Origin of the sequence: Mesorhizobium kowhaii, from assembly GCF_042431665.1 — a bacterium.
Taxonomy (GTDB): Bacteria; Pseudomonadota; Alphaproteobacteria; order Rhizobiales; family Rhizobiaceae; genus Mesorhizobium; species Mesorhizobium kowhaii.
Map to the genome: position 1 here is coordinate 856,242 of NZ_JBHLYT010000053.1, position 17,862 is coordinate 874,103.

Annotated in this window: 18 protein-coding genes; 9 read left to right on the plus strand and 9 right to left on the minus strand. The window is 63.8% G+C overall.

Annotation, left to right across the window (positions count from 1 at the left end; translation table 11 throughout):
- Positions 1-15: 15 nt before the first annotated feature.
- Both ACFFNA_RS31345 and ACFFNA_RS31350 read left to right on the plus strand, forming a co-directional pair.
- On the plus strand, positions 16-1,152 hold the full coding sequence (locus tag ACFFNA_RS31345; protein ID WP_378923657.1) for an alpha-hydroxy acid oxidase: 1,137 nt from the start codon (positions 16-18) through the stop codon (positions 1,150-1,152).
- A 37-nt stretch (positions 1,153-1,189) separates the two neighbouring features.
- Positions 1,190-1,981 carry a metallophosphoesterase gene (locus tag ACFFNA_RS31350; RefSeq protein WP_378923658.1) on the plus strand — a complete coding sequence of 264 codons (792 nt, stop codon included), beginning with the start codon at positions 1,190-1,192 and terminating at the stop codon, positions 1,979-1,981.
- Between the two features lie 37 nt (positions 1,982-2,018).
- On the opposite strand, the gene ACFFNA_RS31355 is transcribed toward ACFFNA_RS31350, so the two are convergent.
- A complete protein-coding gene (locus ACFFNA_RS31355) occupies positions 2,019-2,150 on the minus strand; it encodes a hypothetical protein (protein WP_257784452.1) in 132 nt (43 codons plus the stop codon).
- Between the two features lie 438 nt (positions 2,151-2,588).
- Positions 2,589-3,287, minus strand: a complete 699-nt coding sequence (locus ACFFNA_RS31360) for a type 1 glutamine amidotransferase (protein WP_378923659.1) — start codon at positions 3,285-3,287, stop codon at positions 2,589-2,591.
- 87 nt (positions 3,288-3,374) lie between these two features.
- Here ACFFNA_RS31360 and ACFFNA_RS31365 point away from each other — a divergent pair, with 87 nt between their 5' ends.
- The 4 genes from ACFFNA_RS31365 (at position 3,375) to ACFFNA_RS31380 (ending at position 7,553) form a co-directional block, all read left to right on the plus strand.
- Positions 3,375-4,037 carry a hypothetical protein gene (locus tag ACFFNA_RS31365; protein ID WP_378923660.1) on the plus strand — a complete coding sequence of 221 codons (663 nt, stop codon included), beginning with the start codon at positions 3,375-3,377 and terminating at the stop codon, positions 4,035-4,037.
- Between the two features lie 31 nt (positions 4,038-4,068).
- Complete coding sequence (locus tag ACFFNA_RS31370) at positions 4,069-4,803, plus strand: 16S rRNA (uracil(1498)-N(3))-methyltransferase (RefSeq protein ID WP_378923661.1); 735 nt, start codon at positions 4,069-4,071, stop codon at positions 4,801-4,803.
- Between the two features lie 245 nt (positions 4,804-5,048).
- Positions 5,049-6,422 (plus strand): glutamate--cysteine ligase, encoded by a 1,374-nt coding sequence (locus ACFFNA_RS31375; RefSeq protein WP_111547835.1) that lies wholly within the window; start codon positions 5,049-5,051, stop codon positions 6,420-6,422.
- Positions 6,423-6,524: 102 nt separating this feature from the next.
- Positions 6,525-7,553: a DUF937 domain-containing protein gene (locus ACFFNA_RS31380; RefSeq protein ID WP_378923662.1), complete on the plus strand. Its 1,029-nt coding sequence runs from the start codon at positions 6,525-6,527 to the stop codon at positions 7,551-7,553.
- Between the two features lie 165 nt (positions 7,554-7,718).
- On the opposite strand, the gene ACFFNA_RS31385 is transcribed toward ACFFNA_RS31380, so the two are convergent.
- Positions 7,719-8,009: a DUF1127 domain-containing protein gene (locus tag ACFFNA_RS31385; RefSeq protein WP_111547833.1), complete on the minus strand. Its 291-nt coding sequence runs from the start codon at positions 8,007-8,009 to the stop codon at positions 7,719-7,721.
- Between the two features lie 232 nt (positions 8,010-8,241).
- Between ACFFNA_RS31385 and ACFFNA_RS31390 the strand changes: the two genes are divergently transcribed.
- The 3 genes from ACFFNA_RS31390 (at position 8,242) to ACFFNA_RS31400 (ending at position 11,968) form a co-directional block, all read left to right on the plus strand.
- Entirely contained in the window at positions 8,242-9,198 is a 957-nt protein-coding gene (locus ACFFNA_RS31390) for a LysR substrate-binding domain-containing protein (RefSeq protein ID WP_111547832.1), read from the plus strand.
- 81 nt (positions 9,199-9,279) lie between these two features.
- Positions 9,280-10,845, plus strand: coding sequence for an exodeoxyribonuclease VII large subunit (xseA, locus tag ACFFNA_RS31395; RefSeq protein ID WP_378923663.1), 1,566 nt, complete (start codon positions 9,280-9,282; stop codon positions 10,843-10,845).
- A 4-nt stretch (positions 10,846-10,849) separates the two neighbouring features.
- The gene (locus tag ACFFNA_RS31400) at positions 10,850-11,968 is read left to right on the plus strand and encodes a DmpA family aminopeptidase (protein ID WP_378923664.1); all 1,119 of its coding nucleotides are present in this window, start codon (positions 10,850-10,852) and stop codon (positions 11,966-11,968) included.
- Between the two features lie 73 nt (positions 11,969-12,041).
- Here ACFFNA_RS31400 and ACFFNA_RS31405 read toward each other — a convergent pair whose 3' ends face one another.
- From ACFFNA_RS31405 to eutA, 6 genes are all read right to left on the minus strand, one after another.
- Positions 12,042-12,293, minus strand: a complete 252-nt coding sequence (locus ACFFNA_RS31405) for a hypothetical protein (RefSeq protein ID WP_378923665.1) — start codon at positions 12,291-12,293, stop codon at positions 12,042-12,044.
- Positions 12,294-12,771: 478 nt separating this feature from the next.
- The gene (doeB, locus tag ACFFNA_RS31410) at positions 12,772-13,770 is read right to left on the minus strand and encodes a N(2)-acetyl-L-2,4-diaminobutanoate deacetylase DoeB (protein WP_378923666.1); all 999 of its coding nucleotides are present in this window, start codon (positions 13,768-13,770) and stop codon (positions 12,772-12,774) included.
- Positions 13,771-13,775: 5 nt separating this feature from the next.
- Complete coding sequence (doeA, locus tag ACFFNA_RS31415; RefSeq protein WP_378923667.1) at positions 13,776-14,954, minus strand: ectoine hydrolase DoeA; 1,179 nt, start codon at positions 14,952-14,954, stop codon at positions 13,776-13,778.
- A 138-nt stretch (positions 14,955-15,092) separates the two neighbouring features.
- Positions 15,093-16,085, minus strand: coding sequence for a cyclodeaminase (locus tag ACFFNA_RS31420; RefSeq protein WP_378923668.1), 993 nt, complete (start codon positions 16,083-16,085; stop codon positions 15,093-15,095).
- On the minus strand, positions 16,082-17,074 hold the full coding sequence (gene eutB / locus ACFFNA_RS31425; RefSeq protein ID WP_378923669.1) for a hydroxyectoine utilization dehydratase EutB: 993 nt from the start codon (positions 17,072-17,074) through the stop codon (positions 16,082-16,084). Before eutB ends, ACFFNA_RS31420 begins: the two co-directional genes overlap by 4 nt.
- A gap of 5 nt (positions 17,075-17,079) precedes the next feature.
- Positions 17,080-17,859 (minus strand): ectoine utilization protein EutA, encoded by a 780-nt coding sequence (gene eutA, locus ACFFNA_RS31430; RefSeq protein WP_378923670.1) that lies wholly within the window; start codon positions 17,857-17,859, stop codon positions 17,080-17,082.
- Between the last annotated feature and the right edge of the window lie 3 nt (positions 17,860-17,862).

Genomic DNA, 17,862 nt, shown 5'->3' on the forward strand with positions numbered 1-17,862 from the left:
TAAGCGGGGACCCTCATGAGCCAAATCCTTACCATCGCCGATCTCAAGGATCTCGCGCGCCGGCGCGTGCCAAAAATGTTCTTCGACTATGCCGATTCCGGCGCCTGGACCGAAAGCACCTACCGGGCCAACGAGGAGGACTTCGGCAAGATCAAATTCCGCCAGCGCGTGCTGGTCGACATGAGCGACCGCTCGCTGGAATCGACCATGATCGGCGAAAAGGTGGCGATGCCGGTGGCGCTGGCGCCAACCGGCCTGACCGGCATGCAGCACGCCGATGGCGAGATGCTGGCGGCGCAGGCGGCCGAGGAATTCGGCGTGCCGTTCACTTTGTCGACGATGAGCATCTGCTCGATCGAAGATGTCGCCTCGGTGACGAAGAAGCCGTTCTGGTTCCAGCTCTATGTGTTGCGCGACAAGGATTTCGTACTCAGCCTGATCGATCGGGCAAAGGCGGCAAAATGCTCGGCGCTGGTGCTGACGCTCGACCTGCAGATACTGGGCCAGCGCCACAAGGATGTCCGCAACGGACTTTCGGCGCCGCCCAAGATGACGCTGGCTAACCTTGTCGACATGGCGATCCGGCCGCGTTGGTGCCTGGGCATGGCCGGCACGCAGCGCCGCACCTTCCGCAACATTGTCGGCCACGCCAAGGGGGTCGGCGACGTCGCCTCGCTGGGTTCATGGACGACGGAGCAGTTCGACCCGCACCTGTCGTGGAAGGATGTCGCCTGGATCAAGGAACGCTGGGGCGGCAAGCTGATCCTCAAGGGCATTCTCGACAAGGAAGACGCGCTGATGGCGACCAAGACCGGCGCCGACGCGATCGTGGTTTCCAACCATGGCGGGCGGCAGCTTGACGGCGCGTCGTCTTCGATCATGGCACTTGAGGAAATCGCGGATGCGGTCGGCGACACCATCGAAGTCCATATGGATGGCGGCATCCGCTCCGGCCAGGACGTGCTGAAGGCGCTCTGCCTCGGCGCCAAGGGCACCTATATCGGCCGGCCATTTCTTTACGGTCTGGGTGCGCTTGGCAAGGAAGGGGTTACCAAAGCCTTGGAAATCATCCGCAAGGAGATGGACATCACGTTGGCACTGTGCGGAAAGCGTCTGGTCACCGACATGGGCAAGGACCAGCTCCGACGCTAGAGGTCCGTGACGGCCTGACCATGGAGACGGCGCAAAGTTGGCAGAACCCGGCATCCATTTTCTCGACGCGCATGGGCCGGAAGGGGTGCGTCTTTATGCGATTGGCGACGTGCATGGCCGGCTCGACCTGCTGGCCGCCATGCATCAACGCATCGAGGCCGAGATCGAGCAGGAGGCGCCTGCCGACTGGCGTGTCATCCATCTTGGCGACTATGTCGACCGTGGACCGGACTCCAAAGGCGTCATCGACTTCCTGATCGAGGCGCGAGAGCGCGACCCGCGCCATGTGATGCTGGCCGGCAACCACGACGTTGGCTTTCTCGACTTTCTCAAGAAGCCCGACCCGGAGGGGCTTTTCATCCGTTTCGGCGGCATCCAGACGGCGCTGTCCTACGGCGTGGCGATCAGTGAAGGCACCAGCATGTGGTTCGGCACAGCCGAGTCCGCCGTGCGCAAAGGACATCAATCCCTGGTCGAGGCGGTGCCGCAAACGCACATCGATTTTTTGCGATCGCTGCGGCTTTCGCTGACGCTGGGGGATTTCTTCTTCTGCCATGCCGGCATCAGGCCGGGCGTCGCGCTGGCAAGGCAAAACCCGCAGGACCTGATCTGGATCCGCGATGTCTTCCACAACTATCCCGGTCTGTTCCCGAAGATCGTCGTGCACGGCCACACGCCGGTGCCGGAGGCGGAGGTGATGGCCAACCGCGTCAATGTCGACACGCTTGCCTGGCAATCGGGGATGCTCACCGCACTCGTCGTCGACGGGCCGGACAAACGCATCCTGACGATCACGATCAAAGAGCCTGGGACGACAAAGGAAGCTTGAGCGCGGCGCGTCCGAGGACGCGAAAGACGCTTCGGCTTTAGCGAAGCGAGGCGGTGACGCCGTAGCCGTCGACGGCGTTGTGGTTGTTGGCGGCGTCGGCGGAATAGATGCCGAGACCGCACAGTACGATGGCGGACAACATGGCAAAGGACAGAAGCGCTGCTTTCACGGAGGTCATCTCTTGTTGAGCTTGCTGCATCTGTGCACCAGGCGGTTACCAATGGGTTGAAACGGAGAATTCGCTTCAAAGTTTCGACGATTTTGCGCTTCTAGGCATATTCTGTATCGGCGGTGTGTCGCGCGGGTCACACAAAAGGTTCAGCGCGGTTGCACAGCCGATGCAGAGCGCGCGCCTTCTAGGATGGCGGGCGGACACAAGCCAAGGATGAAAGGTGTTTTCCCAGACGGTTTCACCGCCGCGTGCCAATTATGTCACGCGGCAGGGCATCGAGGGGCGAACGCTCAGAGACTGTTTCGAAATTCGCTCTGGCGCGTCAGATGGTGGTGGTTTTGAGAACCGTAGCGCAGCGGACATTTGGTCCGTGAGCAACGGAAGCGCAGAAAACGCCATCAGATGGCCGCCAGAGTAGAATTTCGAAACAGTCTCTCAGATCGTCGCCACCCAGGCGCGAGCAATGGCGAGGCCGGCAGCATCTGCGTCAGGTCCGTTGCGGGCCATTTCGCCATCGAGCTTGCCGGCCCAGTCGGGATGGCGCGCGGCGATGGTCGGGGCAAAGGATGTGCTCCAGTCCTGCACCATCGGCCGGTCGGCCTCGAAATGGAACTGGAAGCCGTAGACGGCACGGCCGACGCGAAACGCCTGATTCTCGGCGACATCATTGCCGGCGAGCCGCACGGCGTTTTCAGGCAGCACGAACGTGTCGTCGTGCCACTGGAAGATCGGGAATTTTTCCGGCAGCGCGCCCAACACCGGATCGGCCTTGGCGTCCGGCGTCAGCGACACGCCGCGCCAGCCGAACTCGTTGGCGCCGCCAATGCGGTTCTCGCCGCCAAAGGCGCGGGCAACGAGCTGGCTGCCGAGGCAGATGCCGAGCACGGCGCGGTCCTTGTCGGCGAAATCGCGGGTCAGTTCGAGCAGTGCCGGGAAATAGGGATAGTCGTCGTCGGCCAGCGCATTCTGGCCGCCGCCGAGCACCACCATGGCATCGTGCCCGGCCGCGTCATCCGGCAGGTGATCGCCCTTGTAGGGCAAGCGCAGATCGAGATCGGCACCCGCTTCCGCAAGGGCCGCGCCAACCTGGCCAAGGCCGGTATTGTCGTAGTTCTGGACCACCAGTACCCGCATGAAAAACCCTGCTGACATGAAAATGATGTGACGAGCGATATCATGCAGCCAGCATTGCAGCCAAGATGCGTGTTGCGGGAGAAAGCTATGCCACTGCAGAACCGGGTCGATCCGTTCGGCGCCATCCATGCCGTGCCCGAGCGCGGGCTATTTACCGGCAATCGCGGCATCATCCACGATCCCGAGACAAAGACGCTTAAGAAAAAGCGCTGGGCGCTTCCGGCCTGGATCATCTGCGTCTGCAAATTCCGCAATGTGCGGCGCGAGCCGATGGGCCGCAACCGGAAGAGCGACGACCATTTGGGTGGCAAAGCGGGCTGGACCGAACTGTTCTTCCTCGACGAGGTGACGGCGCTGGCGGCCGGGCATCGCCCCTGCTTCTATTGCCAGCGCGAACGAGCCAAGGATTTCGTCGGCCGCTTCGGCGAAGCCTTCGGCATTGCCGAGCCGCGCGCACCGCAGGTCGACAAGCGGCTGCACAAGGAGCGGTTGGCCTCCGGTGGCAAGCCACCGATAGTGGCCCTTGAGGACCTTGCCGGTCTTCCCGAGGGTGCGATGGTTGCGGATGGCGGTAACGCCTATGCCTTGCGCGGCGGCAAGGCACTGTGCTGGTCGTTCGCCGGATATGGCCCACCCGCCGATGTCGGTCTGCTCGAAGGCAAGTCGCTTGCGCTGCTGACGCCGGCCACGACGCTGGCTGTCCTGCGGCACGGCTTTCGACCGGTGTGGCATCCATCCGCCGAGGCTTGACGCCGACGGCCGGCTCGCTCATTCCTCGGCCATGCGCCCCAATTACAAGATGCAACGCCTGTTCGTGCCTGACGATCTCGGGCCAGATGTCGAGTTTGATGCCGGTCAGCAGCAGAGCCACTATCTGCTGCATGTGCTGCGGCTTGGCGAGGGCGCCAAAATCCTGGTGTTCAACGGCCGCGACGGCGAATGGTCGGCGGCCATCGCCGCGAAATCAAAAAGGGCGGTGCGGCTTAAGGTGCTGGCGCTGCAACGGCCGCAGCCGCCGTTGCCCAATCTCATTTACTGCTTTGCGCCGCTGAAGCAGGGGCGGCTCGACTATCTCGTGCAGAAGGCGGTCGAGATGGGCGCCGGCGTCCTGCAGCCGGTCATCACCCAGCACACGCAAGTGGCAAAACCTTCCATCGATCGCTTGCGCGCCAATGTCGTCGAAGCCGCCGAACAATGCGGCATCCTGGCGGTGCCGGAGGTGCGCGAAGCCGAAAAGTTCGACCGCCTGCTGGCCGGCTGGGACAAGGAACGCCGGCTGATCTTCTGCGACGAGGACGCCGCTACCAACAATCCGCTGCCGGCTCTGCAGGCGGTCAAGGAAAAGAAGCTTGGGCTGCTGGTCGGGCCCGAAGGGGGCTTTTCCGACGACGAGCGCAAGATGCTGCGCGCCCTTCCCTTCGTGACAGCCATTCCGCTCGGACCGCGTATCCTGCGCGCCGATACGGCGGCGGTGGCCGCACTTGCGGTGATCCAGGCAACAGTCGGAGACTGGTGAGACTTCATTTCTTGCAAGGGACGACAGGGCGGTATCGTTCAATTCCTGTTGACCTGTGGCTCAGGATTTTTCGCTTGATCGACTACTGACATTTCGTCCATCTAGCGCCGGCGGTCGTCCGGCCGTCCTACAGCGCCGCACGTCCTTTCGGACGCGCAAAGGACGCTGTAGCATTTTGAAGGGGCACATGATCCTTTCCGAAAATCGAAAGCCGATTTTCGGGATCATGTGCGGAGGGCTTTATCATGGCGCGCGATACTACCGATTTCCGCCCGATCGAAGGCATCGATGAACTCGTCGAGCATCTGGCCGAAGGCAACAAGCCGCGCGACAAGTGGCGCATCGGCACCGAGCACGAGAAATTCCCCTTCTATGTCGACGGCAACGCGCCTGTGCCCTATGGCGGCGAGCGCGGCATCCGCGCCATCCTTGAAGGCATGCAGCAGAAACTCGGCTGGGATCCGATCATCGATGACGGCCGCATCATCGGCCTGGTCGAGCCAACCGGCCAGGGTGCGATTTCGCTGGAGCCGGGTGGCCAGTTCGAGTTGTCAGGCGCGCCGCTGGAGACGATCCACCAGACCTGCCGCGAGGGCAATGCCCATCTGGCGCAGGTGCGCGAGATCGCCGAGCCGATGGGCATCCGCTTCCTCGGCCTCGGCGGCAGTCCGAAATGGTCGCTGGCCGAGACGCCGAAAATGCCGAAGTCGCGCTACGAGATCATGACGCGCTATATGCCCAAGGTCGGCACCAAAGGCCTCGACATGATGTATCGCACCTGCACCATCCAGGTGAACCTCGACTTCGAGAGCGAAGCCGACATGCGCCGCAAGATGCAGGTGTCGCTGAAGCTGCAGCCGCTTTCGACGGCGCTGTTCGCCAACTCGCCATTCACTGACAGCCGGCCGAACGGATTGCAAAGCTGGCGCGGCGACATCTGGCGCGATACCGACAACCAGCGCTCGGGCCTGCTCGAATTCTGCTTCTCGCCGGAATTCGGTTTTGCCGACTATGTCGAATGGGCGCTCGACGTGCCGATGTATTTCGTCATCCGCGACGGCCACTATCACGACATGACGCACATCACCTTCCGCCAGTTCATGGCGGGGGCTGCCCGCAACGAAGTGCCGGACGGGCTGCCGACAATGGGCGACTGGGCGAACCATCTATCGACGCTGTTCCCGGACGTGCGGCTCAAGCGCTTCCTCGAAATGCGCGGCGCCGATGGCGGACCATGGCGGCGCATCTGCGCGCTGCCCGCCTTCTGGGTCGGGCTGCTCTATGACGAGGCCGCGCTCGATGCGGCGGAGGCTTTGACCTCCAGCTGGACGTACAAGGAAGTGCTGGCGATGCGCAACGCGGTGCCGGAACAAGGCATTTCCGCACCCTTCCGCAACACCACGCTGCGCGAGATCGCCCGCGACGTAATGGTCATCTCGCGCATGGGCCTGAAGAACCGTGGCCGCAAGAACCGCGACGGCTATGACGAGACCTCGTTCCTCAACACGCTCGATGAAGTCGTCGCACGCGGCACCACCAGCGCCGAGGAGATGCTCTCCGCGTATCATACGCGCTGGGGCGGCTCGATCGAGCCGGTTTTCATGGAATACGCCTATTAACCCTGCGGGTTTGGCGCGGCCAATTGATTGGCAAAAGCCACTTCAATCGGTCATCGAAACGAATTAGGCTCTCCACCCTAGGATTTCCCGGAGGAGAAGCCGATGCCTACCTTGTTCGATATGCTGGCGCAGGCCCAGAACGGCAACGGCATGCAGGCCCTTGCCCAACAATACGGGCTTTCGATGCAGCAGACACAGGCGGCCGTTGCCGCTCTGCTGCCGGCCTTTTCGCAGGGGCTGCAGCGCAACACTGCCGACCCCTATGGGCTCGGTGCCTTCATGACGGCAATGGCAAGCGGCCAGCATGCCAAGTATTTCGAGGACGCAACCCGAGCCTTCTCACCGCAAGGCGTCGATGAAGGCAACGGCATTCTCGGGCACCTGTTCGGCTCGAAGGATCTGTCGCGCGCCGTGGCCAGCCAGGCGGCGCAAGCGAGCGGCGTCAGCCAGCAGATCCTGCAGCAGATGCTGCCGGCCATCGCCTCGATGGTCATGGGCGGACTGTTCAAGCAGACGACAAACCAGATGCAGGCCGCAGGTGGTTTCGGGGGCGGCGGCAACAATCCGCTTGGCGAGATCATCGAGCAGATGATGCGACAAGGCGGCATGCAGGCCCCGGCCCCCCAGCCACGCCAGGCACCGCAGCCCCAGAATCCGATGGACAATCCGCTCGGCAAAGTGCTGCAGGACATGTTCGGCGGCGGTGCGCCGCAGCCGCAAAGCCAGCCGCAGCCGGCACCCAATCCCTATGGCGACAATCCGCTCGGCAAGGTGCTGCAGGACATGTTCGGCGGTGGGGCGCAGCAGCCGCAGCAATCGCAACCGCAGCAGACCCAGAGCCCCTATGGCAACAACCCGCTCGGCAAGATCTTCGAGGAGATGTTGCGGCAAGGCGGCGGTGGCGGCTTCGGCGGGGGTGGACAGCCGGCGCCGCAACAGCCACAGGCGCCACAGCAGCGTCAGGCGCCACAGGCGCCGCAACCGCAGGCCAATCCGAGCGGCCGGCCGAGGAACCCGTTCGACGACCTGTTCGGCAAGATGTTCGAGACCGGTGCCCAGCAGCGTGACGAGTACCAGAAGGGCGTGGAAACGATCTTTGACCAGTTCAAGCGGGACATGGACAGGCGATAGCACCGATCGGCGCTTCAAAAGAAAAGCCCGGTCCTGGGAGGACCGGGCAGAGTGCAGGCGGGCCGGCGGGGATCCGGCAGGGAGTGGGGCCTGCATACTCGTCAGTCGCCTCGAACCTTAAAAAGGTTCACGGCAACCGATACGACAAGCAACCAAGCCAGGCGATCAGGCGACCTTGCGTGCGAGATCCTCGATCGTTTCGACGCGATCGCTGGCGATTTCGCGCAAGATCGCCGTCGGGTCACGGCCAAACGGCACGTCGATGGCGACATGCAGGTCGGCGCGCGTCAAGCCGATATCGGCGAGTTCGGAATCCGACATCTCGCCAAGGCGATAGAAGGCGCGGCGGTTTTTCCAGGCGCGGTAGACATTGGAGACGGTGTTTGCCACGCGCGTCGCAACGGCCGGACGCGAGGTGATGCGCGAGGTCTCGGTGGCGAAATCAAACGTGGTCATGTCGGTCTCCTTCAGACTCGAACGGACAAAACCAGACGATCGGCGCTGGCGTCAGCGGCCGTTCCGGCTTCGATTCACTTCGGTGATGCATGTCGTTGTCCCAAAACCGGTGTCCACTTTTGGGCGACATGCATTGGCTTCATGTGGACAATGCCAATTTGCCATCAGCCGATTGATTAATCCAACGAATGTTTCTAATCTTTAGCATCAACACTAGTGATGGATCACGCCGATGAAAGCGCCGCTCGATCTCGATCAGTTGCAGACCTTCATCTCGATTGCCGATACCGGCAGCTTTACGCGGGCGGCCGAAGAGGTGCACCGCACCCAGTCGGCGGTATCGATGCAGATGCGGCGGCTGGAGGAACGGATCGGCAAGCCATTGTTCGAGAAGGACGGGCGCACCAACAGGCTGACCGAGGAAGGCGACAAGCTGCTCTCCTATGCGCGGCGGCTGCTCTATCTCAACCGCGAAACACTGGCCGCCTTCGACGACCGGCGGCTCGAAGGCACCATCCGCATCGGCACGCCCGACGACTATGCCGACCGCTTTCTGCCCGAGATCATGGCGCGGTTCACGCGCTCTAATCCGCGCGTCGAACTGACCGTCATCTGCGAACCGACCCCAGGGCTGGTCGAGCATATCAAGCGCGGCAATCTCGACCTGGCGCTGGTGACGCACAACGACACGCGCGGCCAGTCGGAGGTGGTGCGGCGCGAGCCGCTGCTGTGGGTCACCTCCGCCAACCATGCGACGCACGAGCAGCAGACGCTGCCGATGGCCTTTGGCCGGCCGAATTGCATCTGGCGGCGCGCCGCCGTCGATGTGCTCGATCAGCAGAACCGCGACTATCGCATCCTGTTCACCAGTTTCTCGGCCACCGTCATCACCGCAGCGGTGCTTTCCGGCCTGGCGATCTCGGTGCTGCCGGAATGCGCGCTGAGGCCCGGCATGCGGGTGCTGGGCGAAGCCGACGGCTTTGGCGCCCTGCCCGATTGCCGCATCGGCATCATGCGCGGCCAGACGTCGCGACCGGAGATCGTCGATGCGCTTGCGCGCCATATTTCGGAAAGCCTGGACAATATTTCCGTGCCGATCAGCGAAGAGACCGGGACATTCGACTTCGCAGCACTCGCTTTCGCCAAGATGAGGCGAACCAAGCCGAACCAGATCCTGCCGGGCTGGTAGGCAGGCCGCGCGCAACGTTATGAGTGGCTGGGCTGAGACGCGTACCTTGACGTGGAACGCTAGCCGTTCCCCAATCGGCCGATGAGCGAGTCAGCATCCGAATCACGCACCAACGCCACCGAATACACGGTGAGCGAGATTTCCGGCGCGCTGAAGCGCACGGTCGAGGACGTGTTCGGCAATGTTCGGGTGCGCGGCGAAATATCCGGCTATCGCGGGCCGCATTCGTCCGGTCATGCCTATTTCGCGCTGAAGGACGATCGTGCCCGGCTCGACGCCGTGGTGTGGAAAGGCACGATGAGCCGGCTGAAATTCCGCCCCGAGGAGGGGATGGAGGTGATCGCCACCGGCAAGCTCACCACTTATCCCGGCAAGTCCAACTACCAGATCGTCATCGACAATCTGGAGCCCGCCGGCGCCGGCGCCCTGATGGCGCTGCTGGAAGAGCGCAAGCGCCGGCTGCAGGCCGAGGGCCTGTTCGACACCGGCCGCAAGCGGTTGCTGCCGTTCATGCCGCGCGTCATCGGCGTCGTCACCTCGCCGACTGGCTCCGTCATCCGCGACATCATCCACCGCATCAAGGACCGCTTTCCTTTGCATGTGCTGGTCTGGCCGGTGCGCGTGCAGGGCGAGACGGCGGGAGCGGAAGTGACCGCGGCGGTCAATGGCTTCAACGCGCTGGCCTGGGATGGCCTCATCCAGCGCCCCGATCTGCTGATCGTGGCGCGCGGTGGCGGCAGCCTCGAAGATCTCTGGGGCTTCAACGACGAAGCGCTGGCGCGTGCCGTTGCCGCGTCCGGCATTCCAGTGATCTCGGCCGTCGGCCACGAGACCGACTGGACGCTGATCGACCTCGTCGCGGATGTGCGGGCGCCAACGCCGACAGGTGCCGCTGAAATAGCCGTGCCGGTCAAGGCCGACCTCGAAGCGACGCTTGCCAGCCTTGGCGCGCGGCTCAAGGCGGCGGTCTTGCGCAATTTCGAGCGCAAGCGGCAGGCCGCCCGTGCGGCCGCTCGCGCGCTGCCCTCGCCCGATCAATTGCTGGCGCTGCCACGCCGCCGCCTCGACGAAGCGACAAGCCGGCTCGGCCGGGCGCTGTCCGTCAGCGTCGACCGCAAGCGGGCACGGCTTCAGGGCCAAAGGCTGACGCCGGCCACCCTGTCGCGGCGCATGAATGAAGCCCGCACGCTGACTGGCCGCGACCTCGCCCGCGCGCAAGCGGCGTTTTTTGCCATCGTGCGCGAACGTCGCGCGCGATTTTCGCGCACCGCGACGCGTCTGTCGCCCGCACCGATCGCGCGACGCCAGAAACTGCAAGGGGACGCGCTGGCAGCACTGGCGCGCCGCCAGGATCGGGTGATCTCCGTCCGGCTCGAGCGCCTGCGCGGACAATTGAGCCAGGCCGACCGCCTGCTGACCACGCTTTCGCACAAGGCCGTCCTGGCGCGCGGCTTCGTCCTGGTGAAGGACGCCGATGGGGCGGTGATCAAACATGCGGCTGAGGTGGCGTCGGGAATGGCGCTTTCGCTGGAGTTCGCCGACGGCACCGCCGATGCGATTGCCACCAGCGGCACGGCAAGACCGAAAGCCGTAGCCAAGCCGGCGGCCAAGGCCAAAGAGCCCGGCAACCAGGGATCGCTGTTCTGAGACCATGACCGACAATCCGCACCATCTGGCAACGCCTTCCGGCAAGCCGCGCGCGCGACGTTTCGGCATCGGTTTCGACGGGACACCCGGTCCGTTCAACGCGATCACCGATGTGCCCGGCGTTGCGGTCGGTTACGCGACGCTGATTTCAGGCGACGGCGCGCTCGTCGTCGGCCAGGGACCAGTGCGCACCGGCGTGACCGCTATCCTGCCCAGGCCGCGCGCCGATCTGGCGACGCCGGTCTTTGCCGGCATCTTCAGCCAGAACGGCAATGGCGAGCTGACCGGCTCGCACATCGTCGAGGAAACCGGCGCTTTCAACTTCCCGATCACCATCACCAACACGCATTCCTGCGGCGTCTCACGCGACGGCACGCTGCGCTGGATGCAACGCGTGCTGCCGGCGGCACTCGACAGCGGCTGGGGCCTGCCGGTGGCGGCGGAGACCTATGACGGCTTCCTCAACGACATCAACGGCCACCATTTGACATCAGAGCATGTTGCCCAGGCACTTGACGGTGCGGCCAGCGGACCGATCGAGGAAGGCAGCGTTGGCGGCGGCACCGGTATGATCACTTTTGGCTTCAAGGCCGGATCCGGGACAGCGTCACGCATTGTGGAATGGCAAGGCCGCGCCTACACGGTCGGCGCCTTCGTGCAGTCGAATTTCGGCAAGCGGCACAATTTTGCGGTTCGCGGCCTGCGCGCCGGGCCGGAACTTGCCGAGCCAGCGATCCGGCAGGGCACGCCGCGCGCCGAAAAGGGCTCGATCATCGCCGTCATCGCCACCGACGCGCCGTTCCTGCCGCACCAGATGAAGCGGCTGGCTCGCCGCGTGCCGCTTGGTGTCGCCATGACAGGCGGCTTCGGCTATCACAGTTCAGGCGACATTTTTATCGCCTTTTCGACCGCCAATGCGAGCGCGGCGCTGGCACCATCCGGCCGCATCGCCAGCGCCGATTTTGTTCCGGACACCGACATCGATCCGTTTTTCGATGCGGTGATCCAGAGCATCGAGGAATCGATCCTCAACGCCCTGGTCGCCAATGACGACATGAGCGGGCGCGATGGCAATTTCGTGCCGGCGTTGCCGAAGGCGTGGTTGAGAGAGAAGTTTGGCTGAGGGATAGCTGATACGAAGACGCGGGCCGAACAGCCCGCGTTTCAGACAGTTTTCCTGGAATTGCTCTATGCGGCTATTCCGCGGCTTTGGGGGCCTGCTGCTGCTCGTCGGCCTCGGCCGCTTCCTCGAGCCGGGAGGCGATCAGTTCCTGAATGTCGCCGACTTCTTCCTGGATATCCTCCAGAGGGATGCCGACTTCTGCCGCCTTGGCAGCGCACTCCCTGGCCAGAGTCTCGGCCTGCTTGTCGATCCTGGCCTGGGATGACTGGCAGTGGACCTTTTCGCCAATCCATCCCCGCAAGAACTCGATCGCGTGTTCACTCATACTGCTGTTCCCTGGCGGCAAAGCCGGTTGGTAATCATAAACGCCGACATCCCGCAAAGGATGCATGTCCCCATACGAGCCGAGTCGTCGCCAACCGGCAAGCCGATCTTGTCCAAGGTCCACAGAGCCAAAGGAAATCGAGGGGGCAAGAGCATTTTCTGTTTCTGAGGGGTCGGTACCGTTGGCTGGGATCACGCCCAGCTTTGCGCCACTGTTTCTATTTGCTTTTTTCCGGTTTTCGAGCCGATTTTCGTCACAATAGATGGCGCAATCCGTAACACATTTACAATCGCTTCGGGGGCGCAGCCGTTTGGCGCGCGGGTCGAAGCCGCCGGTATATAGTGACATCCTCACGCAATGTCGACTCTGCGCGCCATCCTGCTTCTTTCCGCCGCGCCAAAGGGCTCCGCGAGACGGAAAGCAGGCGAGGACGCAGCAAGGTTTCGGCACCGCCCGGAGCGGGCCCGGGGCGGAACGCTCAGACGTGCACGGCGACCACCGCCGCGCAGTCGCCGGTCTTGACCAGGCCCGGGAAATGCCGCGCCGCCAGCATGCCCGACATTTTTGCCCTGATTTCCTGCGGGGCGATGCCAGTGCGGCCGACTGAATGGATGCGGGCCAGCACCGCGCCTTCTTCGACAGGTTCGCCAAGATCGACCATGGTTTCGATCATGCCGTCGTCCTCGGCGAAGGAGAAACAGTCGCCGGACGGCATGTCGAGCCATTGAGTTGGAGCCCTCTCGACCGCACCATCCACAATGCCGGCATGACGCAACACGTTGAGCACGCCGCGCCGCGCGATCCGCACGGTATGCGCGCGCGAGGTGCCGCCACCGCCGAGTTCGGTGGTGATGAACAGTTTCCCCATCTCCTCGGCGGCGGTATCGAACATGCCGACAGCATCTATCTCCAGCATCTTCATCGACCAAGGTGCGGAAAACGCTTCGACCGCAGCGAACCCTTGCGCCTCCAGCCCCTTGTCGGGCCGGATATGCGCCGCGCAGAAGGGCACGAAGTCGAGTGTCCTGCCGCCGGAATGGAAATCGAGCGCGATGTCCGAGAGGGGCAGCAATTCGCGCTGGAAATAGTCGGCGATCTTCTCGGTCACCGTGCCGTCCGGCCGACCGGGGAAGCTGCGGTTCATGTTGCCCTTGTCGATCGGCGATGTGCGCGTGCCGGCGCGAAAGGCGGGATAGTTCATCGCCGGCACGATGATGACAGTGCCGTTGACATCTTTCGGGTCGAGCGTGCGGGCGAGTTCGTAAAGCGCCAGCGGCCCTTCATACTCGTCGCCATGGTTGCCGCCGGAAAGCAGCGCTGTCGGTCCCGTGCCATTACGGATGACGCAGATCGGGATCATCACCGAGCCCCACGCGGAATCGTCACGGCTGTAAGGCAAGCGCAGGAAACCATGCTGGACGCCGTCGCGGTCGAAATCGACGGTCGGCGCGATCGGCGACGGGCGGAGACTGGACATCGGTTTCAATCCTTCACCACCAGCTTGCGCGGCACATTGGCCAGGCACTCGACACCGGTTTCGCTGATCAGGATGGACTCGGTTATCTCCAGCCCCATCGTTTCCAGCCACAGGCCGGTCATGAAATGGAAGGTCATGCCGGGCTTGAGCTCAGTGCGATCGCCGGGACGCAGGCTCATCGTGCGCTCACCCCAATCCGGCGGATAGGACAGGCCGATCGGGTAACCGGTGCGGTTGTCCTTGACGATACCGTATTTCTTCAGCACGGCGAAGAAGCCGTTGGCGATGTCCTCGCAGGTGTTACCGGGCTTGGCCGCCGCCAGGCCCGCTTCCATGCCTTCCAGCGTCGCCTTCTCGGCATCGAGGAATTCCTGCGTCGGCTTGCCGAGGAAGACGGTGCGCGACAGCGGGCAGTGATAGCGGTTATAGCAGCCGGCGATTTCGAAGAAGGTGCCCTCGCCCCGCTTCATCGGTTTGTCGTCCCAGGTCAGATGCGGCGCCGAGGCGTCGGTGCCCGACGGCAGCAGCGGCACGATCGCCGGATAGTCGCCGCCAATACCGTCAACGCCGCGTGTGCCGGCATCATAGATCTCAGCGACGAGATCGCATTTGCGCATGCCAACTTCGATCTTGTCGAAGATGCGCTGATGCATCGCCTCGACGATGCGGGCGGCCTTGCGCATATAGTCGATCTCGGTCGGGCTCTTGACCGCACGCTGCCAGTTGACCAGCGCGGTGGCATCGACAAAGCGGGCATTGGGCAAATGCTTCTGCAATGACGCGAAGGCGGCGGCCGAGAACCAGTAATTGTCCATCTCGACGCCGATGCTGAGCTTGCCCCAGCCGCGATCGGCAAGCACGCTGGACAGGAAGTCCATCGGATGGCACTCGGTCGACTGCACATAGTGGTCGGCATAGCCGACGATGTTGTCATGCGCGAGATAGGCGGTGCGTTTGGCGCCGTTGGCGTCCTGGCCGCGGCCATACCAGACCGGTTCGCCCGATGGCGGCACGATAACCGCCTGGTGCACATAGAACGACCAGCCGTCATAGCCGGTCAGCCAGGCCATGTTGGAGGGATCGCTGACGATCAAAAGATCGACGCCCTTGGCCTCCATGGCTTGCCGAGTCTTGGCGAGGCGATCCGCATATTCGCCGCGCGAGAATTTCAGGTTCGGCATCATTCTTTTGCTTCCTCGTTTGTTGGGCCTTGGAACCCGCTTCAACTTCGTTGAATCTGGCTCCAGGTAATTTTTTGTTTGAGCATGATCTCCTCGGAAAACCGGTTCCCACTTTTCCGGATCATGCTCTTGCGGCCAGCATCAGCTTTCGAAAATGGTTCCGGCATTGGCCGCCCGCGCCCGGTCGCGGGCCAGCGTGGCAATCGCCGTGTCCTGCACACCGGTGCCGGTGAGATCGGCGATGGTGATGTCGCTGGCCGAGCGCCGCCCGTGTTTTGCGCCGGCGATGATCTGGCCGAGTTCAGTCACCTCCGCATCGGCGGCCATCACGCCCGCCGCGACGGCGTGATGCAGTTCACCCAGCCGTCTTGTCTGGCTGGCGCTGTCGGCGACATAGAGATCGGCCATGCGCAGGATCGCCGGTGCGATTTCGTTCTTGTGCTCGGCGTCCGAGCCCATGGCGGTGATGTGCTGGCCGGCGGAGACGAAGCCGGCCTTGATCAGCGGCTCGGTCGACGGCGTGGTGGTGACGACGATGTCGGAGCCGGCAACCGCGTTTGCCGCATCGGGCTCGGCGCGCACGATGATGCCGAGCTTTTCGCGCAAGGCGCCAGCGGTCAACTCTGCCTTGACGGCATCGCGCGCCCAGATGCGCGCCTCGGCGATCGGCCGCACCAGCATGAGCGCTTCGAGCTGCAATCCGGCCTGCACGCCGGCGCCAAAGATGGCGGCAACCGAGGACTCTGGCCGAGACAAATGTTTCGCCGCGACCGCGCCGGCCGCAGCCGTGCGGACATCAGTGAGATAGCCATTGTCGAGCAGCAGCGCTTCGACCAGGCCTGTCTTGGCCGACAGCAGCACCATCATGCCGTTGACGCTGGGCAGGCCGAGTTTCGGATTGTCGAAGAAGCCGGGGCTGATCTTTATGGCGAAGCCGTCGATACCAGGTACATAGGCGGTCTTCACATCGACCTCGCCGCGGTGCTCGGGAATGTCCAGCCGCAGGATCGGCGGCATCGCCACCGGCAGGGTGGCGAGCGCGCGGAAAGCGTTTTCGATGCAGGTGACGGCATCGAGATCGAGCGTCACGATCGTGCGTAGTTCTGCTTCGGTGAGGATCGTCATCCGGCTCATGCGGCGTGCTCCTTCAGCGATCGCGCCTCGCCGCAGACGATTTTGCGGTGGGCATTCATATCGATGTTGCGTCCCGAAAGAAGCACAACCACCGGCCCGTTCGCCTTGACCTTGCCGGCGAGCAGCGCCGCGATGCCGACCGCGCCGGCGCCCTCGACGATCTCGCGTTCTCGTTCGTAGGCATGGCGGATGCCGGCGGCGATCTCGTCCTCACCGAGCAAAATGACATCGTCGAGTAGGTCGCGGCACATGGCGAAGGTCAGCCGGTTGTCGAGGCCGATGCCGCCGCCGAGCGAATCCGCCAGCGTCGGCAGTTCTTCCACCGGCACCGGGCGGCCGGCGTCGAGGCTTGCCTTCATCGCCGCACCGCGCGCCATCGAAACGCCGATGATTCTTGTCCTCGGGCTGACGCCCTTGACGGCTGCGGCAACGCCCGCCGCCAGCCCGCCGCCGGACAGCGGCACCAGAACCAGCGCAGCATCCGGGACCTGCTCGATCATCTCCAGCCCGAGCGTGCCTTGCCCTGCGATGATATCGGGATGGTCGAAAGGCGGCAGCATGACCAGCCCCTCCTCAGCCACCAGCCGATCGACTTCCTGCTGCGCATCGTCCTGGCTGTTGCCGACGATGCGCACCTCGGCGCCAAGCCGGCGGATCTCGTCGAGCTTGTTGCCCGGCACCAGATGCGACATGCAGATCACCGCGCGCACGCCTTCGAGCTTCGCCGCATGGGCAAGTGCCCGGCCATGATTGCCGGTCGACGCCGCGACCACGCCACGTGCCTTCTCCGCTGCGCTCAGCGAAGCGACAGCATTCGAGGCGCCGCGCAATTTGAAGCTGCCGGTCGTCTGCCGGTGTTCAAGCTTGAGGTGAACCTGTGCGCCCAGCTGTTCGGAAAGACTCAGGGAAAGCGCGGTCGGCGTACACTCGACCTTGCCGGCAATCCGCTCACGCGCGGCGCGAATGTGCTGGGAGGTAACCTGTGTCATGATCATCAGTCGCGCGGCAATGGCAGCGTCATCAGACGGCCGAACTCAGGATGGACTGTCGCGTCACCGCAAAGCCGCAGGCAGTTCCAGGCGGTCGCCTGATTGCTGGTGACAACGGGACGGCCGATCGCCTGTTCCATGCCGGTCACCGCGAGCGCACCGCGCAGCGCCGTGCAGGACACGAACAACGCATCGGCACTCGCGTGCATCGCCTCGCGCGCGAGATCGACAAGCGCTGCCGGTGCGATGCGCGCCATCTCGCGGTCGTCCTCGAAGCCGAGACAGGTGAAATTGGCGATGTCGAACCCGCACGCGGCGAAGTAGGCCGCCATCGGCCGGCTGGTCTCGACCGTGTAGGGCGTGAGAATGCTGATCCTGCTTGCGCCCAGCACACGCAGCCCGCGCACGCCGGCCATTGGCGGCGTGACGACTGAAACACCGGGCTTGGCGGCCCGGATCGCCGCCTCGATCTCGGCATCGCCGATCACCACCGAGGCCGAAGTGCAGGAATAGCAGATGGCGTCGAGCGGCTCGTCCGGCAGGATAAGGGCCGCACCCGCCGTCAGCGCCGGCTGCATCTTGCGCAGATTTTCCGGCGTCGTCGGGTTGGCATAGGGAATGCGCGCGACATAGACCCCGATCCGCTCACTCGCCACCATGCGGCGGAAATCCGGTTCGGTTGTATGGTCGGTGGCAAGGATGATCAGGCCGACGCGCCGTTCCAGCGGGCGGTCGTCGAGCGCCGGCCGATTGGGCGCAACCTTGATCTCGGGCAAGGGTTTCACGAA

What these genes read in the sequence shown, in the direction of transcription:
- ACFFNA_RS31345 (WP_378923657.1), top strand. Translation starts at nt 16, where the DNA reads ATGAGCCAAATCCTTACCATCGCCGATCTCAAGGATCTCGCGCGCCGG.
- ACFFNA_RS31360 (WP_378923659.1), bottom strand. Translation starts at nt 3,287, where the DNA reads ATGCGGGTACTGGTGGTCCAGAACTACGACAATACCGGCCTTGGCCAG.
- ACFFNA_RS31365 (WP_378923660.1), top strand. Translation starts at nt 3,375, where the DNA reads ATGCCACTGCAGAACCGGGTCGATCCGTTCGGCGCCATCCATGCCGTG.
- ACFFNA_RS31370 (WP_378923661.1), top strand. Translation starts at nt 4,069, where the DNA reads ATGCGCCCCAATTACAAGATGCAACGCCTGTTCGTGCCTGACGATCTC.
- ACFFNA_RS31375 (WP_111547835.1), top strand. Translation starts at nt 5,049, where the DNA reads ATGGCGCGCGATACTACCGATTTCCGCCCGATCGAAGGCATCGATGAA.
- ACFFNA_RS31380 (WP_378923662.1), top strand. Translation starts at nt 6,525, where the DNA reads ATGCCTACCTTGTTCGATATGCTGGCGCAGGCCCAGAACGGCAACGGC.
- ACFFNA_RS31385 (WP_111547833.1), bottom strand. Translation starts at nt 8,009, where the DNA reads ATGACCACGTTTGATTTCGCCACCGAGACCTCGCGCATCACCTCGCGT.
- ACFFNA_RS31390 (WP_111547832.1), top strand. Translation starts at nt 8,242, where the DNA reads ATGAAAGCGCCGCTCGATCTCGATCAGTTGCAGACCTTCATCTCGATT.
- xseA (WP_378923663.1), top strand. Translation starts at nt 9,280, where the DNA reads ATGAGCGAGTCAGCATCCGAATCACGCACCAACGCCACCGAATACACG.
- ACFFNA_RS31400 (WP_378923664.1), top strand. Translation starts at nt 10,850, where the DNA reads ATGACCGACAATCCGCACCATCTGGCAACGCCTTCCGGCAAGCCGCGC.
- ACFFNA_RS31405 (WP_378923665.1), bottom strand. Translation starts at nt 12,293, where the DNA reads ATGAGTGAACACGCGATCGAGTTCTTGCGGGGATGGATTGGCGAAAAG.
- doeB (WP_378923666.1), bottom strand. Translation starts at nt 13,770, where the DNA reads ATGTCCAGTCTCCGCCCGTCGCCGATCGCGCCGACCGTCGATTTCGAC.
- doeA (WP_378923667.1), bottom strand. Translation starts at nt 14,954, where the DNA reads ATGATGCCGAACCTGAAATTCTCGCGCGGCGAATATGCGGATCGCCTC.
- ACFFNA_RS31420 (WP_378923668.1), bottom strand. Translation starts at nt 16,085, where the DNA reads ATGAGCCGGATGACGATCCTCACCGAAGCAGAACTACGCACGATCGTG.
- eutB (WP_378923669.1), bottom strand. Translation starts at nt 17,074, where the DNA reads ATGACACAGGTTACCTCCCAGCACATTCGCGCCGCGCGTGAGCGGATT.